This is a genomic window from Flavobacterium sangjuense (assembly GCF_004797125.1).
Lineage (GTDB): Bacteria > Bacteroidota > Bacteroidia > Flavobacteriales > Flavobacteriaceae > Flavobacterium > Flavobacterium sangjuense.
This window is the reverse complement of the sequence record NZ_CP038810.1, coordinates 2804896-2826538: the sequence shown is the minus strand read 5'-3', so window position 1 is coordinate 2826538 and position 21643 is coordinate 2804896. Positions and strand designations below refer to the sequence as shown.

The following is a 21643-nucleotide window of genomic DNA, read 5'->3' as shown; positions in this document are numbered from 1 at the left end:
AAGGATAAGAGTTTAAAAAGAACTTAAAATTAACACCAACAACTAAAATAATTTAAAAATGCAGAAAAATTATCCCTTTTTTGAGACTACATTTCCAAAAGTTAATCATGGTATTTTTCAAAAAAACTATGTTAATGAAAATGGGGCTATGAGCAAAATAGTTCTTCAGCGAATTTTTGCTTTGTTTTTCCTAATCATGACTAATTTAAGTTATGGTCAGCTTCCGCCAGAATATTTTGAAAGTGGCATTCCGGGAACCTGGGCAGTTAATAGTAATTTGGCAACTGCACCAACTAATAACTGGTCACCAACTCCGGCAGGTGGTTATTTAGCTAGTGGAGGCGCTTTTGTAAATCCGGCATTAAATAGTACTGTCGGAGTTACAGCAGAATATTTCCTGATTACGCCTCAATTTTTAACTCCTTCCAATGGTGAAATTCGTTTTTGGACAAAGCAAGGAAGTTTTACAAACAGAGGCGCAACATATCAGGTTAGAATTTCAACTGCAAATCAACCGGATATTAGTAGTTTTAACGTGGTTTTAGCCTCATGGACAGAAGCACAGCTTAATGTTGCAGCAACTACTTATGAAGAAAAAATTGTTTCAATTCCTTCTATACCAGCAGGAATTCCTGTTTATATTGCTTTCGTAGCAGTAACAAATCAGACCGGAGTATCATCAACTGCAGGAGATAGCTGGTTTGTAGATAACGCCAGAGTAATTTCAAGTTGCCCTCCTGTGACTGGTATTACTTCGACAGTAGCATCAGATAGCGCAACAATAAACTGGACACATCCAACAGCTACAAATTTCGGAATTGAAGTAGTAGCTGCAGGGGCAGGTCACGGAGCAACAGGTATTCCGGTTTCAGGAACTACGTATACTACACCATCAACATTGACGCCTAATACTACCTATGATGTTTATATCATAACAAATTGTGATGGATCAACATCCAGCACTTGGGCTGGACCGTTTCAATTTACAACCTCAATGGTTGGATTAACATGTGCAACACCAATAGTCATTCCACCGGATGTTACCACAACGCCTTATACCTTAAGTAATAATCTGGATCAGTATTATGATGGTACCACTTATGTTGAGATGAATAGTCAGGGAATGAGTTGTCAGCCGGTAGGTCAGACCATGAATCTATTATCAGGAAATCATGTGTATCTTTCTTATACTCCTACGACTTCAGGATTAATCAATATTACCCAAGCTATCAGTAGTACCTCTGGTGGTGCTGCTAATTGTTACAATTCCCTTTCAAGTGTTTTTATGTTTGATGGATGTGCCGGTGTCGGAACATCAGCGGGTTGTCTAGGTGCATTAGCAACTACAAGTACTGCACCTGTACAAATTCCAAATTTTTACGCGCAAGCAGGGCATACCTATTTATTTGTAATCTCATCACCATATCAGCATACCAATCCGGGAGCGGGAATGTGTTTTACTTTTACTGTTAGTGGTTCAACTTGTCCTTCTCCTTCTCAACCGTCAATGATTATTGATAATTTGCAACAAACTACGGCTGTGGCTTCATGGGACAATGTTGCCAATTTAGTTAGTGCATGGGAGTATTTGGTTTTACCGGCTACATCTCCGGCACCAACAGCTGCTCAAGCAGGGACACCTACTACAACAAATATAAACAATCCAATATCAGGGCTTACACCAGGTTTTAGCTATAATTTATATGTACGGTCTATTTGTGGAACTCTGGGATCTTGGTCGGCTCCGAGAGCTTTTACTACACAATGTGACATTCAGCCATTGCCTTATTACACCGGGTTTACTGGTGCTAACACTGCAAATGGAATTCCGGAACCATGCTGGACTTCTTTGAATTTGAACAACGATTTGAATGCTTTTCATTATGGTCCAAATGCGTTTAGTGAGCCAGTAGCAAAATTGAGAACATCAACAGAAGGTCAAAATAATGACATCCTGGTGACGCCAAAGTTCCATTTAGACGGAGTGACACAAAAAAGACTTAGATTCAAATATAATATTTATGGCAACTGGGGTCTTATTGTTGATAACCCAACTGGTGGACCGGGCTCATTTGAAGTGAAACTTTCTACAACGGGAGTGGGTGCTACTAATTTTACTACAACGATAGTTCCTTTAGCATCTTACACTACGGCATACAATTTTATTGAAATGATTGTTCCTATTCCTAATATTACGGGTGATATTAATATTGCCTGGATAGTGCCACCAGGAGCTTTACAAACTGGAAACTGGTTATATATTGATGATGTATATGTAGAAGATTTACCGGCTTGTTCGGAGCCTGCATATCCTGTAGTTACACCAGGATCTATAACATCAACTTCGGCAGAAATTTCCTGGACCAACGGATACGCAAATACACAATGGCAACTCGTAGCACAACCATTAGGAACAGGAGTTCCGACAGCAACGCCAGCTCCGGGTGCTGTATGGAACATTGTGAGCACTAATCCTTATACAGTAACAGGATTAACACCATCTACGCGATATGAGTTCTATATGAGAGCGTATTGCAATGCCACTGAGCAAAGTATTTGGGTAGGACCTATCAACTTTAATACAGTATGTATTGAACAGCCTACTCCGTATTATGAAAGTTTTAATACTGTTGACCCTAATACTAAGAAATTTTGTTGGACAACGAACAACGCTAATAACGATAATGCCGAATGGATAATCAATGGAACTGATGCAAACATACGACCACAACCGATTAGCTTTTTCGACCCTTTTGTTTCTTATGATGATTATTTAATTAGTGTACCTGTTAATGCCGTTGGTCCTAAAAGACTGCGTTTTAATTATAGAGTAACAGCCGGAGCAGGTCCTATCCCGCTATACCCAAGAGGGAATTTTGAAGTATTGATGTCATCAACAGCTAATTTTGCTACTTATACTACTTTGATTCCGTTGCACGATTTTACCAATGACAGCTTTATAGAAGATTCGGTATTATTTACAGGGACAGGTACTACCTATATTGCCTTCCGTCTTCCTTCTAATATGCCTAATCCAACTCAAACGGGTATCGTGACAATCGACGATTTTGTAATTGAAGATGCACCGGCTTGCCCGAATCCAAATTTAGCTAGTTTAACCGCGGCTAACATAACGCCAACGTCTGCCGATTTATCCTGGACACCGGGATATACTGAAACACAATGGGAAGTAGTTGTTCAGGCACCATTGTCAGGCATTCCGACTGGTTCAGGAATCACTGTAAACACAACACCAACTTACCATGCAACGCTTACAGAAAACACGGCTTACGAATATTATGTAAGAGCGGTTTGTAATGCTACAGAAAGCAGCGAATGGGTAGGGCCATTCCCTTTCAGAAGTATTTGCAATCCTTTGCCAACTCCGTTTATTGAAACTTTTGACAGTAATTCACAAACAGAAACTTGTTGGACAATTTATAATAACGCAGCAGATGGTAACACTTGGAATCTGAATCAAACAGTACAACCGATGTTTGGTAATCAGATGGCTGCTTTATTTACGGGAACGAACGGTGCCAACAATGATTGGTTAATTACACCAACAATTACGGCACATGCAGGACAAAGATTGCGTTTTTACTATAAAACATACAGCAACGGAGATTTCGAAGAGGATTTAAAAGTGATGCTTTCTACAAATGGCCTAGCTGCCAATCAGTTTTCAACTATTTTATATGAAAATAATGTTGTTCGTCCTACGGATGCTACAGGAATAGTTGAGGGTTCTAATACCTTAACCTTAACTTCTGTTGCAGGCGTTAGAATAGGAGACAGAGCCGATCTTGCCTGGCAAATTCCATTTGGCGCAACAGTTACTGCCATCAATGGATTGACGGTAACAATATCACAAGGTGCTTATTCAACTCTTGCAGGTCCTTTAGACATTACATTTGTTCATGAAATTATAACTGGTACTACTACGAGGGAGAAAGTTATAGACTTGACCGGTATTACAACCGACACCAACATCAACATTGGTTTCCATACACCGTTTTTTCCACCAAATCCATGGAATTACAGAGGTCAATATACTTTTATTGACAACGTAATTGTAGAAGATATTCCGGCTTGTCCTGAAGTTATTAATGTTTCAACTTCTAATATTCTTGATGTATCAGCCCGTGTTAATTGGGAAACTGTAGGTACAGAAACATCTTGGGAAATCTCGGTTCAGCCTTATGGTACTCCGGCACCAACAGGAGATACTTTACCAGCTTATCTTTACACTGCTAACACGCATCCGTATACGGTTACAGGATTAACACCATCTACGCTCTACCAATATTATGTTAGAGCAGTTTGTAGCGGTTCATCACAAAGCGAATGGGTTGGGCCATTTGAAATTTTGACAAAATGTGATTATGCAAACGTATGTATGTATACCATGTCAGTTACCAATGGAAATACTGGAACAGTTACCGATAACGTTACCGTTATGCAAAACGGTTCTGTAATGCAGGCATTAGAATTCCCGGGATTCGGTCAGCCGCCTGTTATAGATTATCAGGTATTCTTATGTTCAGGTGTTCAATTTTCTTTATATTGGAATGGATTCGGTAGTGGCACACAATATTCAGAAGCACAAATTGTTATCAGAGATGAATCAAACAATATTGTTTGGACTAGTCCTTTGGGATTAGGTACAGTAAACACAACGCTATTTTCAAGTGTTGCGAGTTGTGGCGTAGTGACTTGTCCACAACCAACCAATTTAGCCGTAAGCCCACAAGGTGTCTTTTCATGGACACCGGGCGGCTCAGAAACCCAATGGGAAGTTTTTGTACAACCTTATGGACAAGGGACGATTCCGCAATCAGGAACTATAGTAAATACACCATCTTATACTCCGGTAGCAGCAGACTTTATGAATGCAGCAGACGGTACTTATGAATATTTAGTTCGTGCCGTTTGTGGTCCTACAGATAAAAGTTACTGGTCTGGGCCAAAAGTATTTATCAGAAATGATGAGCCGGTAAATGCAGTTCGTTTACAAGTAAATACCGGATCAACCTGTGAACTTTCAGGAGCAGATGCTTCTTTTATTTCAGCAACAGCTTCTACTGTTCCAACTTCTTGTCCGGGAGTGAACGGCGGTGATATTTGGTACGACTTTGTAGCCACTTCAAAAGTTCATGTAGTTGAATTAAGTGATTTTGCTCCGGGAACTTATTATACAGGAGGCTATGTAGGCGCTTGGCCTCAAATTATGATGTCTTTATATGAAGTGCAAGGTGATGGGTCTCTTGTTGAAAAGGGATGCAGTAACAACAATTCATTTGTGGCTAAGTATACAAGCGAATTAGTAGTTGGGAATACTTATAAAATCAGATTGACTTTAAATGATCCAATGATAACTGATAAAACATTCCACATCTGTGTAACCACACCGGAAGATTTGTGTGATATGGACGCCTTTAATTATAGTTTTGAGAAACTGCCGATGCAGTATGTGTCAGGAATCTCAACTATTCTTAATTCAAGAGTTATACCGGGTTGGAGAACCAATACCGATTGGGGAACTATGTTCTTCCTTGAAGGAAACAATATCGGTGTTGCGCCGTATGAAGGTGGTCAATGTATTCAATTAACTCAGGATGGAACAGATGAATGGGATCCGAGTGATCCTAACATTAAAGGATTATACAAAGATTTCGATACTTCTCAAATTACACTAATGGATTTTAGCTTTGCCAGTGCCACGAGACAAGCCAATGGTACAGGTTCTACGCTGCAATTATTTGCCGGACCACCTTCAGGACCATTTACGGTAATTGCTGAAGATTTTGCGAATAGTTCGAATTGGGACTTGATTCAGGGCAGTTATAACATTCCGAGTGGGCAAACGACAACACGGTTTATTTTCCGTACAGTTGGAAATGCTATCGGACATATTTTAGATGCAGCTAATTTCAAGGCCAATGTAGATATCACAATAAATACAGCCAATACAACATTAGACTGTACAACAACTTCAATGTCTTTTGATGCAAATGGAGTAGGACAATGGGTTGCAGATGCTGGTAATCCGGCAACAACAACTATTGCAAATCCAAATAGCGGATTAACAAATGTTTCAGGATTTACTACACCGGGAACGTATACTTTTCATTGGAATAGCCAATATTGTGAAAAATCAATAACAATTACTAAACAAGGAACAACAGATGTACCAGTAGTAACAACTCCGGTTACTTACTGCCAAGGTACAACAGCAACAGCTTTAACTGCGACAACACCAAACCCTGGTGATAGTTTAATATGGTATACTACGCCAACAGGTGGAACAGGTTCAACTACAGCTCCTACACCACAAACTGCAACAGCAGGAACAACCAGCTACTATGTTAGTGTTGTGGGTTCAGGCGGCTGTGAAGGAGCTCGTACTGAAATTGTGGTACAGGTAATTACACTTCCTACTGCAACTATTTCGGGAACAACAACTATTTGTGGAGGTGCAACAGCTACCATTACTTTTAACGGTACTCCAAACGCAACAGTTACCTATACTGTAAATAGTGGATCACCTCAAACCATTGTTTTAGACGGAACCGGAATTGCAACTCTAACAACATCAGCTTTGACAGCTAATGCAACTTACGATTTAGTAAGTGCAACTTCAGCAGGAACTTCGACTTGTAGTCAGCCTTTAACAGGAAGTGTGTTGGTTACAGTAGAAACTTTACCGACAGCTACAATCTCAGCAACTCCTGCAATTTGTGAAGGGACAACAGCTTCAGTTACTTTTACCGGAACAGCAAATGCGACTGTTACTTATACTGTAGATAGTGGAAGCAATCAAACAATTGTATTAGATAGTGCTGGATTAGCGAGTATTACTACTCCGATATTAACTGTTAATAGCACCTATACATTGATAAGCATTACTGCAACCGGAACATTAGCTTGTAGTCAGACATTATCAGGTTCAGCAACAATAACTGTGAATGCATTGCCAAACGTAACTATTTCAGGAACAACTTCAATTTGTTCGGGAGCAACTGCAACGATTACATTTACAGGTACACCAAATGCAACAGTGACTTATACTGTCGATAGTGGTTCAAATCAAACTATAACATTGGATGCAACAGGTAATGCAACTGTTACGACTCCGGCATTGACCATAAATTCTACTTATACTTTGGTAAGTGTTTCAGCAGGTGTGACTTTATGTAGTCAGGCAGTTACCGGTTCCGCAGTAATTACTGTGGGAGCATTGCCAACCGCTACAATTTCAGGAACAACTACAGTTTGTCAAAGCGCTGTTAATCCAACAATTACATTTACAGGTGCTAATGGTGCTGCACCATATACGTTCACCTATACTATCAATAGTGGAGCTAACCAAACTATAACAACAACTACAGGGAACAGTGTTTCAATCAGTGTACCAACAGCAACTGTCGGAGTGTTCACTTATAACTTAGTAAGTGTTTCAAGTGCAGGTTTGTCTTCTTGTTCACAAGCTCAGACAGGTTCTGCCGTAGTAACGGTGAATGCATTACCAACTGCAACTATTTCAGGAACTACAACAATTTGTACTGGTTCAACTGCAACAATTTCTTTCAGCGGAACAGCAAATGCAACAGTTACCTACACTGTAGATAGCGGAACACCTCAAACAATCGTTTTAGATGGTGTAGGATTAGCTTCAATTACAACTGCAGCATTAACAGCAGGTGCAACCTATACTTTGGTAAGTGTAACTTCTGCCGGAAGTCCTGCTTGTAGTCAGACAGTAACAGGTTCAGCAGTAATAACTGTAAATCAATTGACAACGCCAAATGTGACTTTCAGTTATGCGCAGACGTGTAGCAATGCTACTTCAAATCCACTTCCGATATTGACAGCTAATTTTGCTACAGGTGGTGTATTTAGTTCATCAACAGTGACAGTAAATTCGGCGACAGGAGCAGTTACTTTATCAACTGCTGCAGTAGGAACGCATCAAATCACTTATACTTTAGGAGCTAATTCGTCAACTTGTACAGATGGTGGCGTATTTACAGCAAGCATTACTATTGTAGCAAGTATTACTCCGGTTACAGGATTTGGTTATGATATAAGTTATTGTGCCGATGCTGCTAATGATTTGCCAACACTTTCGGCAAACTTTACTACTGGAGGTGTATTTAGTGCTGGTGCAGGTTTAATCATAAACCCAGCAACAGGTGAAATTAATATTGCGCAAAGTAATCCGGGAACTTATGTAATTACGTATGCCGTTGCAGCTGATGCTGCAACATGTAATATTGGTGGTTCAACTAATTTTACCATTACGATTACTCCTGATTTGGCTTTCACTATTGATGATTTCTGCCAGAATAGTAGCTTGACACTTCAACTGATAGATACCAACTTTGATGCAAGCACTGCAAGTTATACATGGACACAAGGGAGCAGTACTATTGGAACTAATGCAACATTAAATATTGATGAGTATTTGTCCCAAAATCCATCACTAAGCCTACCGTTAACCTTTGGAGTTTCGGTTGGTGTAAATGGTTGTACGACAAGTCAAAACATTACCATAGAAAATAATCCTTGTTTACTCATACCAAGAGGAATTTCTCCAAACAACGATCAGGTGAATGATACTTTCGATTTGTCGGATTATGGAGTGAAAGAGATTACGATTTTCAACCGATATGGAACGATAGTTTACTCTTTCTCAGGAAACTATACAAATCAATGGAAAGGTCAATCTGATAGCGGACAAGAATTGCCGGATGGAACTTATTTCTACAGCATCCATACTACAGAAGGAGCTACCAAAACAGGTTGGGTATATATTAACAGAGAGTATTAATTAAATTGAGTATGTGTCAATTACTAAATAAAACGACAAGCCTAATGAAAAAAGGATATATCGCACTAGCACTATTTTCAATCATTTCTATAAAAGTATCCGCCCAGCAGGATCCACATTATACACAATATATGTATAATATGAATGTTATGAATCCGGCATATGCAGGTTCAAAAGAAAGCATATCAGGAGGATTGCTTTACAGACAACAATGGGTTGGTTTATATGGAGCTCCAACAACCGGAACTTTTGCAATACACAGTCCGGTTGGTAAAAATGTCGGATTGGGTCTTTCTATTATTTCGGATAAAATTGGTCCTGTAGAGGAAAACAACATTTACGGCGATTTCTCATATACTATCAATCTAGGAAGTGCAAGCAAATTGGCTTTCGGATTAAAAACAGGCGCTACTTTTCAAAAAGTAGGTTTGTTTAGTGAAATCGGGAATGGCTATACACAACAACCTAACGATAACGCCTTCAGCGAAAATTCGAACAATATAAAATTAAACATTGGTACCGGTTTGTTTTATTATACCAATAAATTTTATGCTGCTTTATCGGTTCCGAATATGATAAAAAGTAAGCATCTTGATATAACGCGAAGTGGGCAGGAATTGAAATTTGGAAGCGAAACAGAACACTATTTCTTGACTAGTGGTTATGTGTTTGATTTATCTCCGAATACAAAATTCAAACCTTCTTTTATGTTGAAGTCAGCATTTAATGCACCTACTTCGTTAGATTGTTCAGCAAATTTCTTACTTTTCGAAAAATATGAAATTGGAGCAACATACAGATTGGATGATTCTTTTGGAGCAATGGTTAACTTTGCAGTAACACCATCAATCCGCATTGGATATGCCTATGATCATGTCACTTCAGAAATAAGAGGAACTGCTCCGGCATCTCATGAGTTTATGTTATTATTTGATTTAAATTTGTCTAAAAAAGTATCTGTTTCACCAAGATTTTTCTAAAACTACAACTATGAAAAAAATATATATCACCATTAGCATGTTCTTGCTTATTGCTGTCGGATACGGACAAAATAGCGCTACTGCTAAAGCAGACAAACTTTTTGAAAGCTATCAGTACGTAGCTGCTATTGAGGAATATCTGAAATTAGCCGAAAACAAAAGCGCCAATGAATATGTTTATACGCAATTGGCAGAAAGCTATTATAATGTTTTTGATTCTCAAAATGCATCAAAATGGTATGCCAAAGCTGTGAAAGGAAAGGTAGCTGCTGAAACGTATTATCGCTATGCGCAAACATTGAAAATCTTAGGAAATTATCAGGAAGCCAATAAACAAATGGATGTTTTTGCTAAAATGATGCCTAAAGATGAAAGAGCTAAAGAACATTTGGCAAATCCGAATTATATTCCAAGTCTGACTAATAATGCCAAGTTATTTGATGTTACCGATACCAATATCAAAAACAAAGGACAAAGTGATTTTGGAGCGTTATTGACGAATGATAATAAATTTTATTTTGCGAGCACCAGAAACAGTTCGAATAAAACAGATAAATGGATAGACCAGCCTTATCTGGACATTTACCAATCAAACAGAGATAGCAACGGAAGTTTTTCTGAACCATCTCCGGTAAGAGAATTGAATACGCCATTTCACGATGGTCCGCTGACAATTAGTGCAGATGGCAACACCATGTTTTTTGCCCGTGACGGTCACAGCGAAGGACAATATGAAAAGAGTAAAAAGAGCAATATTAAAGTTGGGCAACAGGGAATTTACAAAGCGACTAAAGTTGATGGAAAATGGTCTAATATAGAGGCCTTGCCATTTAATAGTACGAGTTATTCGGTTACCAATCCGAGTTTGAGCAAAGATGGAGCAACATTATATTTTGCTTCAAACATGCCCGGAGGTTTAGGTGAATCAGACATTTGGAAAGTGGCTATAGATGGCAGTACTTATGGAAAACCACAAAATTTAGGTCCGAATGTCAACACGGCAGACAGAGAGAATTTCCCTTTTATCACAGAAGATAATACATTGTATTTTGCTTCAACGAGTCATCAGGGATTGGGAGGTTTTGATGTATTCAGAATTAATCTTAATGCTGCTGAAAAGCCTCAAAATTTGGGCAAACCGGTAAATACCGAAAAAGATGATTTTTCATTTAGTTTCAATAAGAATGCTAATGTTGGTTATTTCTCTTCAAACAGAAATGGTTCAGATGCCATTTATGCAGCAACGCCGGTTTGTAAAGCTGAAGCAACTATTGTTGTTACAAACAGTAAAACCAATGCTGTTTTAGCGAATGCTTCTGTTTCTATATCAGATGCAAAAGGAAATGTTATCGAAACCAAACAAACCAATGCGCAAGGAAAAGTAAGCTACGATATCGAATGTAATGTAGGTTATGGACTAAAAGTATCGGCACAAAATTTCGAAAATGCCACATCAGCAGTGAAACCTGCTAAAGCCGGTGAAACGGTAGTTGATGTTGCTTTGGTTCCAACAACTGTAATCATAACTGACACCGAAGTGATTTTGAATCCGGTTTATTTTGAATATGATAAGAGCAATATCACAGCTCAAGGTGCAGTTGAATTAGATAAATTGATTAAAGTAATGAACGATTATCCTACAATGGTTATCTTTGTAAGATCACATACAGATTCTAAAGGTTCAGCGGCATATAACTTAAATTTATCTGAAAAAAGAGCACAATCAACAGTTCAGTATTTAATTTCTAAAGGAATTACAGCAGCACGTATTTCTGGACAAGGATTTGGAAGTTCGCAACAAAAAGTTAAATGCGGAACCAATTGTACTCAGGAACAAGATGCACAAAACAGACGTTCAGAGTTTTTGATTGTGAAAAAAAGTATTGAAAAGTAAAAAAAATGCAATCATTGTTAGATAAAAATTAGGTTTAAAGTTTAAGTTAATTAAGTGATGATTGTAGGTAATAGCTAATCTCGATTAAAATTGAGATTGGCTATTATGCATAATAAATATGATGGTTAAATGAAGAATGTTTTTAAAGTATTTTTTCTGTTATTTTTGTCAAATTTAGCTTTTGCACAAGAACCAAATGATTGTGCTACTGCGCTGATAGTCTGCGGTAACGGAGCTTTTTCCTCTAATGCTACCGGTTCGGGGACTGTTCAGGAAATCAATTCATGTGGTGGATTTGAGAATAATTCGATTTGGCTTGAAGTAAATATTGTTCAAGCAGGAACACTAGGTTTTAATTTGATTCCCGATGATCCGGATATAAATGTAGATTATGATTTTTGGGTCTATGGGCCTAATCGTGTTTGTGGTGCTTTAGGCAGTCCGTTACGTTGTGCCACAACAAATCCGTTTGAAGCAGGATTAAGCAATAATCTTACCGGAATGAATGGCTCGACTTTGCTTACACAAACAGGTCCGGGTTCAGATGGGAATGGTTATGTTAGATGGTTAACGGTAACTCCGGGGCAAACTTATTATATTGCTATTGACAGACCTATCGGTGATGGTGGATTTCAAATTCAGTGGACAGGAACTGCAACTTTAGGAACAGGAGCTTTTCCTTCACCACCTTCGGCTAATGCCATTCCCGATGTGTTAACCTGTAGCAACACACCAAACGTTGGGATTTTTGATCTTAGCGCCCTCAGTAGTTCGATAAACTCAGATACAACAGGTAATACCATTACTTATCACACTTCAACAGCTGATGCAAATGATGGTGTTAATGCTTTACCGAACATCTATTCTAATACTTCCAATCCGCAAACGATTTGTGCTAGGGTTACCGATAATATAGCGGGTTGTTATTCTATTGTTTGTTTTAATTTGGTAGTGAATTTAGTGCCAAATGCCTCGGTAAGTATTTCCAACACTTCTATTTGTACTGGAAGTCCGGTTACGGTTACTTTTACCGGAACGCCAAATGCCAATATCAGTTATACAGTTGATAGCGGCCCGGTTCAATCCGCTGTTTTAAATGCTGCGGGGATTTTTACAATTACAACATCACCTACACTTGCCAGTTCCTATACGTTGACTAATGTCAGAATAGTTGATGGTTCAGGAAATACGTTGTGTACTCAACCTTTAAATCAAACGGTTTCAGTAGCGGTTACGCAGTTGCCTACAGCAACAATATCAGGAACAACAACTATTTGCTCAGGAACATCGGCTGTAATTACTTTCAGTGGTACACCAAATGCAACAGTGACTTATACCGTTGGCAGCGGTCCAAATCAGACAATTCTTTTGGATGGTTCAGGAACTGCGACAATAACGACACCATTGTTGACTATGAATAGCACTTATAATTTGGTAAGTGTTGCTACTTCGGGCACTCCTGTTTGTAGTCAGTCTCAAACAGGTTCAGCAACAGTTACTGTACTTACATTTACCACACCGACATTTAATCCTATTGCACCAATTTGTAGTGGAGTAACATTAGCAGCATTACCGACAACATCAAATAACAGTATTACAGGGACTTGGTCTCCAGCATTAGATAATACAACTACAACGACCTATACTTTTACGCCGAATCCAGGACAATGTGCTTCGCCTGTGAATATTACTATTATTGTTAATCCTCTTATAGGTGTAACTGTGAATAGTTCAGCAATTTGTTCAAGTGGGATAGCTACAGTAACAGCAACACCAACTCTTGCAGGAACTTATAATTATGCATGGACAGTACCTGCTGGTTTTCCAAATCCGGGAAATGTAGCTTCATTTACTACAACCACATCTGGTACTTATACGGTTGTTATTAGTCAGACCAATTCGTTTTGTAATGCAGGCTTTGATAGTCCAGTGGGAGTTCCATCTGGAGGTATGGCTTTTGTTAATCAAGCAAGTTTTCCATGTTGGCGTACAACTGCAACAGATGGTATAATTGAAGTTTGGTCTAGTGGTTTTCAATCGACACCTTCATATTCCGGAACACAATTCGTTGAATTAAATGCAAATCAAGTTTCAACACTTTACCAAAACCTTACGGTTGTTCCAGGGACTACTGCAATAATATCATTTGCGCACAGAGGACGTTTTTCCGGAACAGATGTTTTACAAGTTCAAATAGGACCAGTTGGTGGACCTTATACCAGTTTAGGCAGCTTTTCTGCTACACCAGCCGCATGGGTGTTTAATACTATTTCTTATATATTTCCAAATGATGGTGTCACTAACTATACTATCCGTTTCGTTTCTATTAGTTCGGGTTCAGGTGATTTAACCGTTGGTAATTTTATTGATGCGGTTTCTATAACAGGACTTGGTTGTTCATCATTACCAGTTTCGGGAACAGTAACCATAAGCCCACAACCTACAGCTGGTGTTGACGGAGGTACTGCTGTTTGTGAAAACAGCACCGTTGCCGTAGACTTATTTAGTTTGATTACTGGCGAAGCAGCTGGTGGAACGTGGGTAAGAACAACAGGTACCGGAGGGACTTTTAATGCTGCTGCCGGAACTTATACACCTGTAGTTGGAGCCACTAGTTCAACATTTACTTATACTGTAACAGGAACGGCTCCTTGTACAACTGACAGTAGTGTGGCTACAATAACTATAAATGCACAACCTACAGCGGGTGTTGATGGTGGAACTATTGTTTGTGATACGAGTGTTACAGCCATCAATTTATTCAGTTTAATTACTGGTGAGCAGGCTGGTGGAGTTTGGACACAAACTTCGGGAACCGGAGGAACTTTCAATGCAGTAGCCGGAACATATACCCCTGCGGCCGGAGCTACTACTTCAACTTTTACTTATACAGTAAACGGAACAGCACCATGTATTAATGATACAAGTTTAGCTACTGTTACCATAAATCCACAACCTAATGCCGGTGTTGACGGAGGCACAGTTGTCTGCGAAACCAGTACAACAGCTGTAGATTTATTCAGTTTAATAAGCGGAGAACAAACAGGTGGAGTTTGGACACAAACTTCGGGAACCGGAGGGACTTTTAATGGAGTAGCCGGAACATATACCCCTGCAGTTGGTGCAACCACTTCGACTTTTACGTATACTTTAATCGGAACAGCCCCGTGTATCAATGACAGCAGTTTGGCTACCATTACCATTAATCCACAACCTATAGCGGGAACTGATGGAGGGACAACCATTTGTGAAAATAATGCTGCCCTTATTAATTTGTATACTTTAATTACAGGTGAACAAGCCGGAGGAACTTGGACAAGAACCACAGGAACAGGAGGAACTTTCAATGCCGCTGCAGGAACATTTGTGCCAGCTCTTGGAGTTACCACTTCAACCTTTACCTATACTTTAACCGGAACTGCACCATGTATTAATGTTAGCAGCATTGCAACTGTAACTATAAACCCATTACCAACTGCGACAATTTTCGGAACTACAACGGTATGTTTGAATGATCCGTCGCCGCAAATTATATTTACCGGTGCAAACGGTACCGCACCTTATACTTTCACGTATTCAATTAATACAGTAGTGCAACCGCCGGTTTCAACTACAAGCGGAAACAGCGTTTCGGTGAATGTTCCAACGACACCACAAGGAACTTACACTTATGCTTTAGTGAGTGTTCAGGATGCAGCTGCTCCGGCCTGCTCACAAGCCCAGACAGGTTCTGCGGTAGTAACTGTAAACACAGCACCAATTATCAACACTCCGACTGCGTATGTAGTTTGTGATGATAGTTTAGACAATACCGGTTTTTACTGTGGATTTGATTTGACAACTAAAAATACTGAGATAACTTCAGACCCAACAGTTGTAATTACCTATCACGAAACACAAACAGATGCTGATATTGGCGGTACTACAATAACGACACCAACTTCATACTGTAATCTTAATCCATTCGACCAGATAATCTATGTCAGAGCTTCTTTTGCGGGAGCAGCTGCATGTTACTCAACGACATCCTTCCACTTAATTGTCAACCCAATTCCGCTGCCAAATCCTGTAATTACGGATTATGAGTTGTGTGATTATAACAATCCGGGAGATGGAATTGAGGTATTTAATTTGGGGACAAAAACTACAGAAATCGCTAATGGACAAACCGGAGTAACGGTAACTTATTATGCGACTTTAGCCGATGCACAAACTCAAACCAGTCCGTTGCCTAATTTGTATCCAAACACGAGCAATCCACAGCAGATATGGATAAATATAAGAGACAATGCTACAGGCTGTAATACGACAAGTTCCTTTAATTTGATTGTAAATCCATTGCCTGCAGTAACTGTAGCACCTGACTTAAATGAGTGCAGCATCGGTTCGTCAACTACGGCAGAGTTTGACCTAACGGTAAACGAAGGCACAGTGACCAATGGCGTTACGGGTATGATTGTTACGTATTACAATACTTTGGCAGCTGCACAGAATGGTTCGCCTACAATAATCGGTTCACCGTCAGCTTACATTGGAAATGACAACGAAACAGTTTACATTCGTGTAGAGAACATAGCTACAGGATGTTATGCTACGACAACGCAACTGCTCAGAGTGACTCAGGGACCGACGGCAATCACTCCATTGCCATTACATTACTGTGATCCGAATAATGACGGCTTTGGTGTGTTTGATTTGAGCAGTACTATTAATGAGATAACCGGCACACCTCCGGGCTCACCGCTGCCAGCGGGAGTTTCTGTTACCTTCCATGAAACTTTAACGGATTCACAAACCGGAGCTAATCCAAAGCCAAGTCCATATTATAATATTACCATAAATACACAAACTATTTATGTTCGCGTATTTTACACGCTGACAGGCTGTGCTAATTATGTAAATCTTCAGCTAATTGTTGATCCGACTCCGGTTGCTACCGAGCCTGATGATTATCAGCTATGTGATTATACCGGAGCAGCAGGTTATGAGACCTTTGATTTAACGAGCACCATTTCTGATATACTGGGTACTATAAATCCACTTACCCACACGGTAACTTTTTACACCACTCAGGCAGCAGCAGAATTGGGAACAGGTAACATCACCAATCCGACGAGTTATACCAATGGCACCATTAATACCCAGACGATTTATGTCAGAGTAGAAACTACAGCTACGGGTTGTTATGATATTGTGACTTTGCAGTTAATTGTAAATCCGTTACCGAATGCTACCCAGCCGAACTATCCGCAGTATTCACTTTGTGATACGACTGGTTTAGTGGGCTTTGAGACCTTTGATTTAGCCTCACAGGTAAGTGCTATATTATTGGGACAAACCGGTATGGCTGTTACTTTTTATCCGAGTTTAGGCGAGGCACAATCAAACAGTAATGCCATTACCAATTTACAATACACTAACGCTGTAATTTACGTTCAGACGTTAGGTATCCGTATAACGAATACTGACACAGACTGTTATGTTATCTCTACGATGGATATCAGAGTGGAGCCATTGCCAACACCAATTCCGCCACCAGCACCTTACACAGTTTGTGATGAGAATCAGGATGGTTTTGCCAATTTTGATTTAACGACTTTACTACCGGGATTGTTAAATGGTATGACCACGTATACGATAACTTTCCATGAGACAATAGACGATGCGAATTCGGGTGACAACGATATAGATACAAGTGTGCCTTACTTTAGTATCGATCCGTTTGTACAAATCCTCTATGTAAGAGCCGAGGATAATGTGACCCATTGTTATAGCGTTCTTCCAATAGAGTTAAATGCTGACCCAAGTCCGATTGCTCCTGTAAATCTGGACCCAATAACGGTATGTGATCAGGACAGTAGTCCACAAAGTGCCAGTACAACTGTAGATTTAACCCAGACAACAGCCGCTGTTTTAGCCCAACAAACCGGAGCTGCTGCTGATTATACCGTGGAGTATTACACCACGCAATTATTAGCAGAACAAGGCAACTCACCAATTATAAATGATACCAGCTATATTGTTAGTGATGGTACAACAATATGGGTTAGGGTAGAGCATAAAACGACCGGTTGTTTTAACGTTGGTTCGTTCCAAATAGAGATTGATACCCCGTTATTACTTACCACACCAGCCCCGCTGAGTGTTTGTGATGCCGATGATACTCCAAACAATCAGTTCCATGTGTTTGATTTAACCATAAAAAACACTGAGATCAATCAGGGTACAGGGTATACGGTAACGTATTATCCAAGTCTGACGGATGCCCAAAATAACACTAATGTTATTACTACGCCAACCGCTTACCAAAACGTTCCGGCACATCCGGCGGTGCAGACACTTGGAGTAGTAGTGACAACAGCAGCAGGATGTAAAAGTATTACGACTTTAGATATCAGAGTGTTGCCAATACCAACACCAAATAGAAACCCAACACCACTGGCGCCGAAATGTGATGACAACAATCCGGGCGATATGATGGAGGTGTTTGATTTAACGGTTAATGAAGCATACATAGCAAATGGAGATCCGAACCTTACATTCCATTATTTTGCTACGCGGGACAATGCTGTTGACAACGTAAGCGAATTAATTCCGGCCACAGCAGCTTTAGTAGGCGACAATGTTTGGATTAGAGTAGAGAACAACAGGGTAGACTACCAAGGTGAGAACTGTTATGTAATAGTAGAACAAGCATTAACGGTAAATCCATTACCGATTGTTGTTCAGCCACTGGCACCATACAGAGCATGTGATGATAATGCTGATGGCATCGCTGTATTTGATTTGACTAATCCTGATTTGGCTGAGGCGATATTAGGCCCTACTCAATTACCGGCAGATTATGCCATTAGTTATCACCCATCGCAGGCAGCAGCCACAGCAGGGACTCCGACACTACCGAACAGTTATACCAATGTAACTCCGAATGCTCAGGATATTTACGTCAGAGTGGTTAACAATGCTACAAGTTGTGTTAACACAGGAGTGCTGCCACTTGTAGTAGAGGCGTATGCCAGAGCTGTAGGTCCACAGCAGTTTAACGAATGTGATAATGACGGTAATCCGTATGATGGGGTTGGCCTTGTTGATTTAACGAGTTATGCAGCGGATATATTAGACGGACAGGATGCTGCTATATTTATAGTTAGTTATTACACCAGCTTAGCCAATGCAGTAGCAGGAACCAATGCCTTGACTTTGGCACAGGCACAGGCGTATCAAACCGATGCGGATACCGATACGATTTGGGTTAAGGTAGAGAACAGCAGCAATCTGATTACTCCGGTATGTTATGCTATCACTACAATAGATATTAAAGTGGAGCGTTATCCAAATCCGGTTATAAATACAGCAAATAATGTAACGACTATCTGTGTTGACTTTATTACGAATCAGGTGGTAAGACCACTTACGCTGAACAGTGGTGTTGTGAATCCAAACAACTATACTTATGAATGGTTTGAAGATGCATCTACGACACCAATACCGGGAGCAACGGGACCAACATATACCGTTGACACACCGGCAGTAGCAGGAGCCACCAGAGAGTATACGGTAAGGGTTACCAGTGCCAGTCCACTGGCATGCCAGACTACATCGGCATCTTTCCCTGTGGTACAATCAGGACAGGCAGTTATAGCGGCAGGAACAGTAGGATACACGGTAACGGGCGCCTTTAGTTCGTCACAAATTATTACTGTGACTGTAGAAGGTTATGGCGCACCGGATTATCAGTACAGTTTGGATGACGGACCGAGACAGGATAGCAATGTGTTTGAAGGTGTCAGCATGGGCACACACATCATCCATGTTTGGGATGCCAAAGGTGACATAGCATACAGTTGTGAGGAGTTAATTATAAACGAGGTTTATATCATTGATTATCCTCATTACTTTACTCCGAATGGCGATGGAATCCATGATACATGGAATGTTGTTGGATTGGATGAATCTGCAAAAATCTTCATTTTTGACCGTTATGGCAAACTGCTCAAACAAATCAGTCCAACAGGACAAGGTTGGAATGGAACCTATAACGGGCATCTGTTACCATCGGATGATTACTGGTTTACGGTTGATTTTGTGGAAGGCGGCGTAATGAAACAATTTAAATCGCACTTCGCTATGAAGCGATAGTTTGAGTTATGAATTATGAGTTATAAATTATAAGTTAAAAAGCCCTGGTTTAGCCAGGGCTTTTTTTATGTGATAGAAAAACAATTCGTGATTATAGCCCCGATTCCTTCGGCAGTCGCTACGCTCGTGTGCAGTGGAAATCCTTTTTTTTTCCACGGGTTTAAACCCGTGGTAATTAAAAAAAAGATTGCAACGGATAGCAGGAACAGTAGTGTAGTGATGTGGAGAAGTTCTTGCTCCTAAAAAAGAAAATCCCGTCTCGTTTCAAACAAGACAGGATTTCTCGAATATAAATTAAGGGCAAAAAGAGTAAATTACAGTTCAATCATAATTTGATTTTGTAGCAGGTTCTCAAAAGTTTCACGCTCGCGTATCAAATGACCTTTTCCATCTTTCCATAACACTTCTGCAGGTTTGAAGCGCGAATTATAGTTGGATGCCATAGAGAAACAGTAGGCGCCGGCGTTTCTGAAACAAAGTGTGTCGCCTTCGTGAATTTCAGGAATTCTTCGGTTGTTGGCAAATGTATCCGTTTCGCAGATATAACCCACAACAGTATAAAAACGCTCTTTTCCTTTTGGATTAGAAATGTTTTCAATGTTGTGTTGTGATCCATAAAACATAGGTCGGATTAAATGGTTAAATCCACTATCAATTCCGGCAAAAACGGTAGATGTTGTTTGTTTGATTACATTTACTTTCGCCAAAAAATAACCTGCTTCACTTACCAGAAATTTTCCTGGTTCAAAAGCTAAAGTCAATTCGCGGCCATATTCTTTTTCAAAAGCAAGGAAACGCTTGGTTAGTTTTTTTCCTAATTCTTCAATATTAGTTTCGATATCACCTTTTTTATAAGGCACTTTAAAACCTGAACCAAAATCAAGGAATTCTAAATCTTTAAATTGTTTTGCAGTATCAAACAGGATTTCAGAAGCGTATAGAAATACTTCGATATCCAAAATGTCAGAACCCGTATGCATATGGATTCCGTTGATGTTCATCTTAGTATTTTCAACAATTCTTAAAACATGCGGAATCTGATAAATAGAAATCCCGAATTTGCTGTCAATATGTCCAACAGAAATATTCTCATTTCCACCAGCCATCACGTGTGGGTTAATTCTAATGCAAACCGGAGTTTTAGGATACTTGGCACCAAAATGTTCTAAAACAGAAAGGTTATCAATATTAATTTGAACTCCCAATTTGGCAACTTCCTCAATCTCTTCAAAAGAAACGCCGTTTGGTGTAAAAATGATTTTATCGGGAGTAAAACCTGCATGAAGTCCGAGCTGCACTTCTTGTATAGAAACGGTATCCAATCCGGAACCCAAATTCCTGAGCAGCTTTAGTATGGAAATATTCGATAAGGCTTTCATCGCATAATTGATGCGAAGCTTTTCTACTTTAGCGAAAGCATTAGTTAAGCGGTTGTACTGAACCTCAATTTTATCAGCGTCATAAACATAGAGAGGGTTTCCAAATTCTTTGGATAGTGAAAGTAATTCTGCTGGCTGCATATCTAATTTTTTAACAAAGCTATACTTCTTCAAAAGGATTTGCAATTGTTTAAATATCGAAATTCATCCTTTTTTAAAAACAGGAATGAAATTAAATAGTAAAAGAAAAACCTTTGTATTCGCTGACTAAACTTATTGTTTCTAATTTTTATAAGGTTGAATGTTGTTTTTGAAAATAAGATTTTAGCTTTCTAAATTCAGTAATTTTGAAAGTGTCGTATAAAATAAATAGGATATAAGTAATTACATTTCGGCTACTATTAATCAATTTTAACTT

5 protein-coding genes are annotated in these 21643 nt (G+C 39.5%); 4 read left to right on the top strand and 1 reads right to left on the bottom strand.

Features of this window, described 5'->3' with window-relative positions; all coding sequences use genetic code 11:
• Positions 1 to 58: 58 nt before the first annotated feature.
• From GS03_RS12125 to GS03_RS12110, 4 genes are all read left to right on the top strand, one after another.
• Positions 59 to 8833, top strand: coding sequence for a choice-of-anchor J domain-containing protein (locus tag GS03_RS12125; protein WP_136152807.1), 8775 nt, complete (start codon positions 59 to 61; stop codon positions 8831 to 8833).
• Positions 8834 to 8877: 44 nt separating this feature from the next.
• Complete coding sequence (locus tag GS03_RS12120) at positions 8878 to 9813, top strand: PorP/SprF family type IX secretion system membrane protein (RefSeq protein ID WP_136152806.1); 936 nt, start codon at positions 8878 to 8880, stop codon at positions 9811 to 9813.
• A 10-nt stretch (positions 9814 to 9823) separates the two neighbouring features.
• Positions 9824 to 11707, top strand: a complete 1884-nt coding sequence (locus GS03_RS12115; RefSeq protein WP_136152805.1) for an OmpA family protein — start codon at positions 9824 to 9826, stop codon at positions 11705 to 11707.
• Positions 11708 to 11836: 129 nt separating this feature from the next.
• Entirely contained in the window at positions 11837 to 19846 is an 8010-nt protein-coding gene (locus GS03_RS12110) for a T9SS type B sorting domain-containing protein (RefSeq protein ID WP_136152804.1), read from the top strand.
• A gap of 314 nt (positions 19847 to 20160) precedes the next feature.
• Here the strand turns inward: GS03_RS12110 and lysA are convergent, their stop codons facing one another.
• A complete protein-coding gene (lysA, locus tag GS03_RS12105) occupies positions 20161 to 21366 on the bottom strand; it encodes a diaminopimelate decarboxylase (protein WP_136152803.1) in 1206 nt (401 codons plus the stop codon).
• Between the last annotated feature and the right edge of the window lie 277 nt (positions 21367 to 21643).

What these genes read in the sequence shown, in the direction of transcription:
- GS03_RS12125 (WP_136152807.1), top strand. Translation starts at nt 59, where the DNA reads ATGCAGAAAAATTATCCCTTTTTTGAGACTACATTTCCAAAAGTTAAT.
- GS03_RS12120 (WP_136152806.1), top strand. Translation starts at nt 8,878, where the DNA reads ATGAAAAAAGGATATATCGCACTAGCACTATTTTCAATCATTTCTATA.
- GS03_RS12115 (WP_136152805.1), top strand. Translation starts at nt 9,824, where the DNA reads ATGAAAAAAATATATATCACCATTAGCATGTTCTTGCTTATTGCTGTC.
- GS03_RS12110 (WP_136152804.1), top strand. Translation starts at nt 11,837, where the DNA reads ATGAAGAATGTTTTTAAAGTATTTTTTCTGTTATTTTTGTCAAATTTA.
- lysA (WP_136152803.1), bottom strand. Translation starts at nt 21,366, where the DNA reads ATGCAGCCAGCAGAATTACTTTCACTATCCAAAGAATTTGGAAACCCT.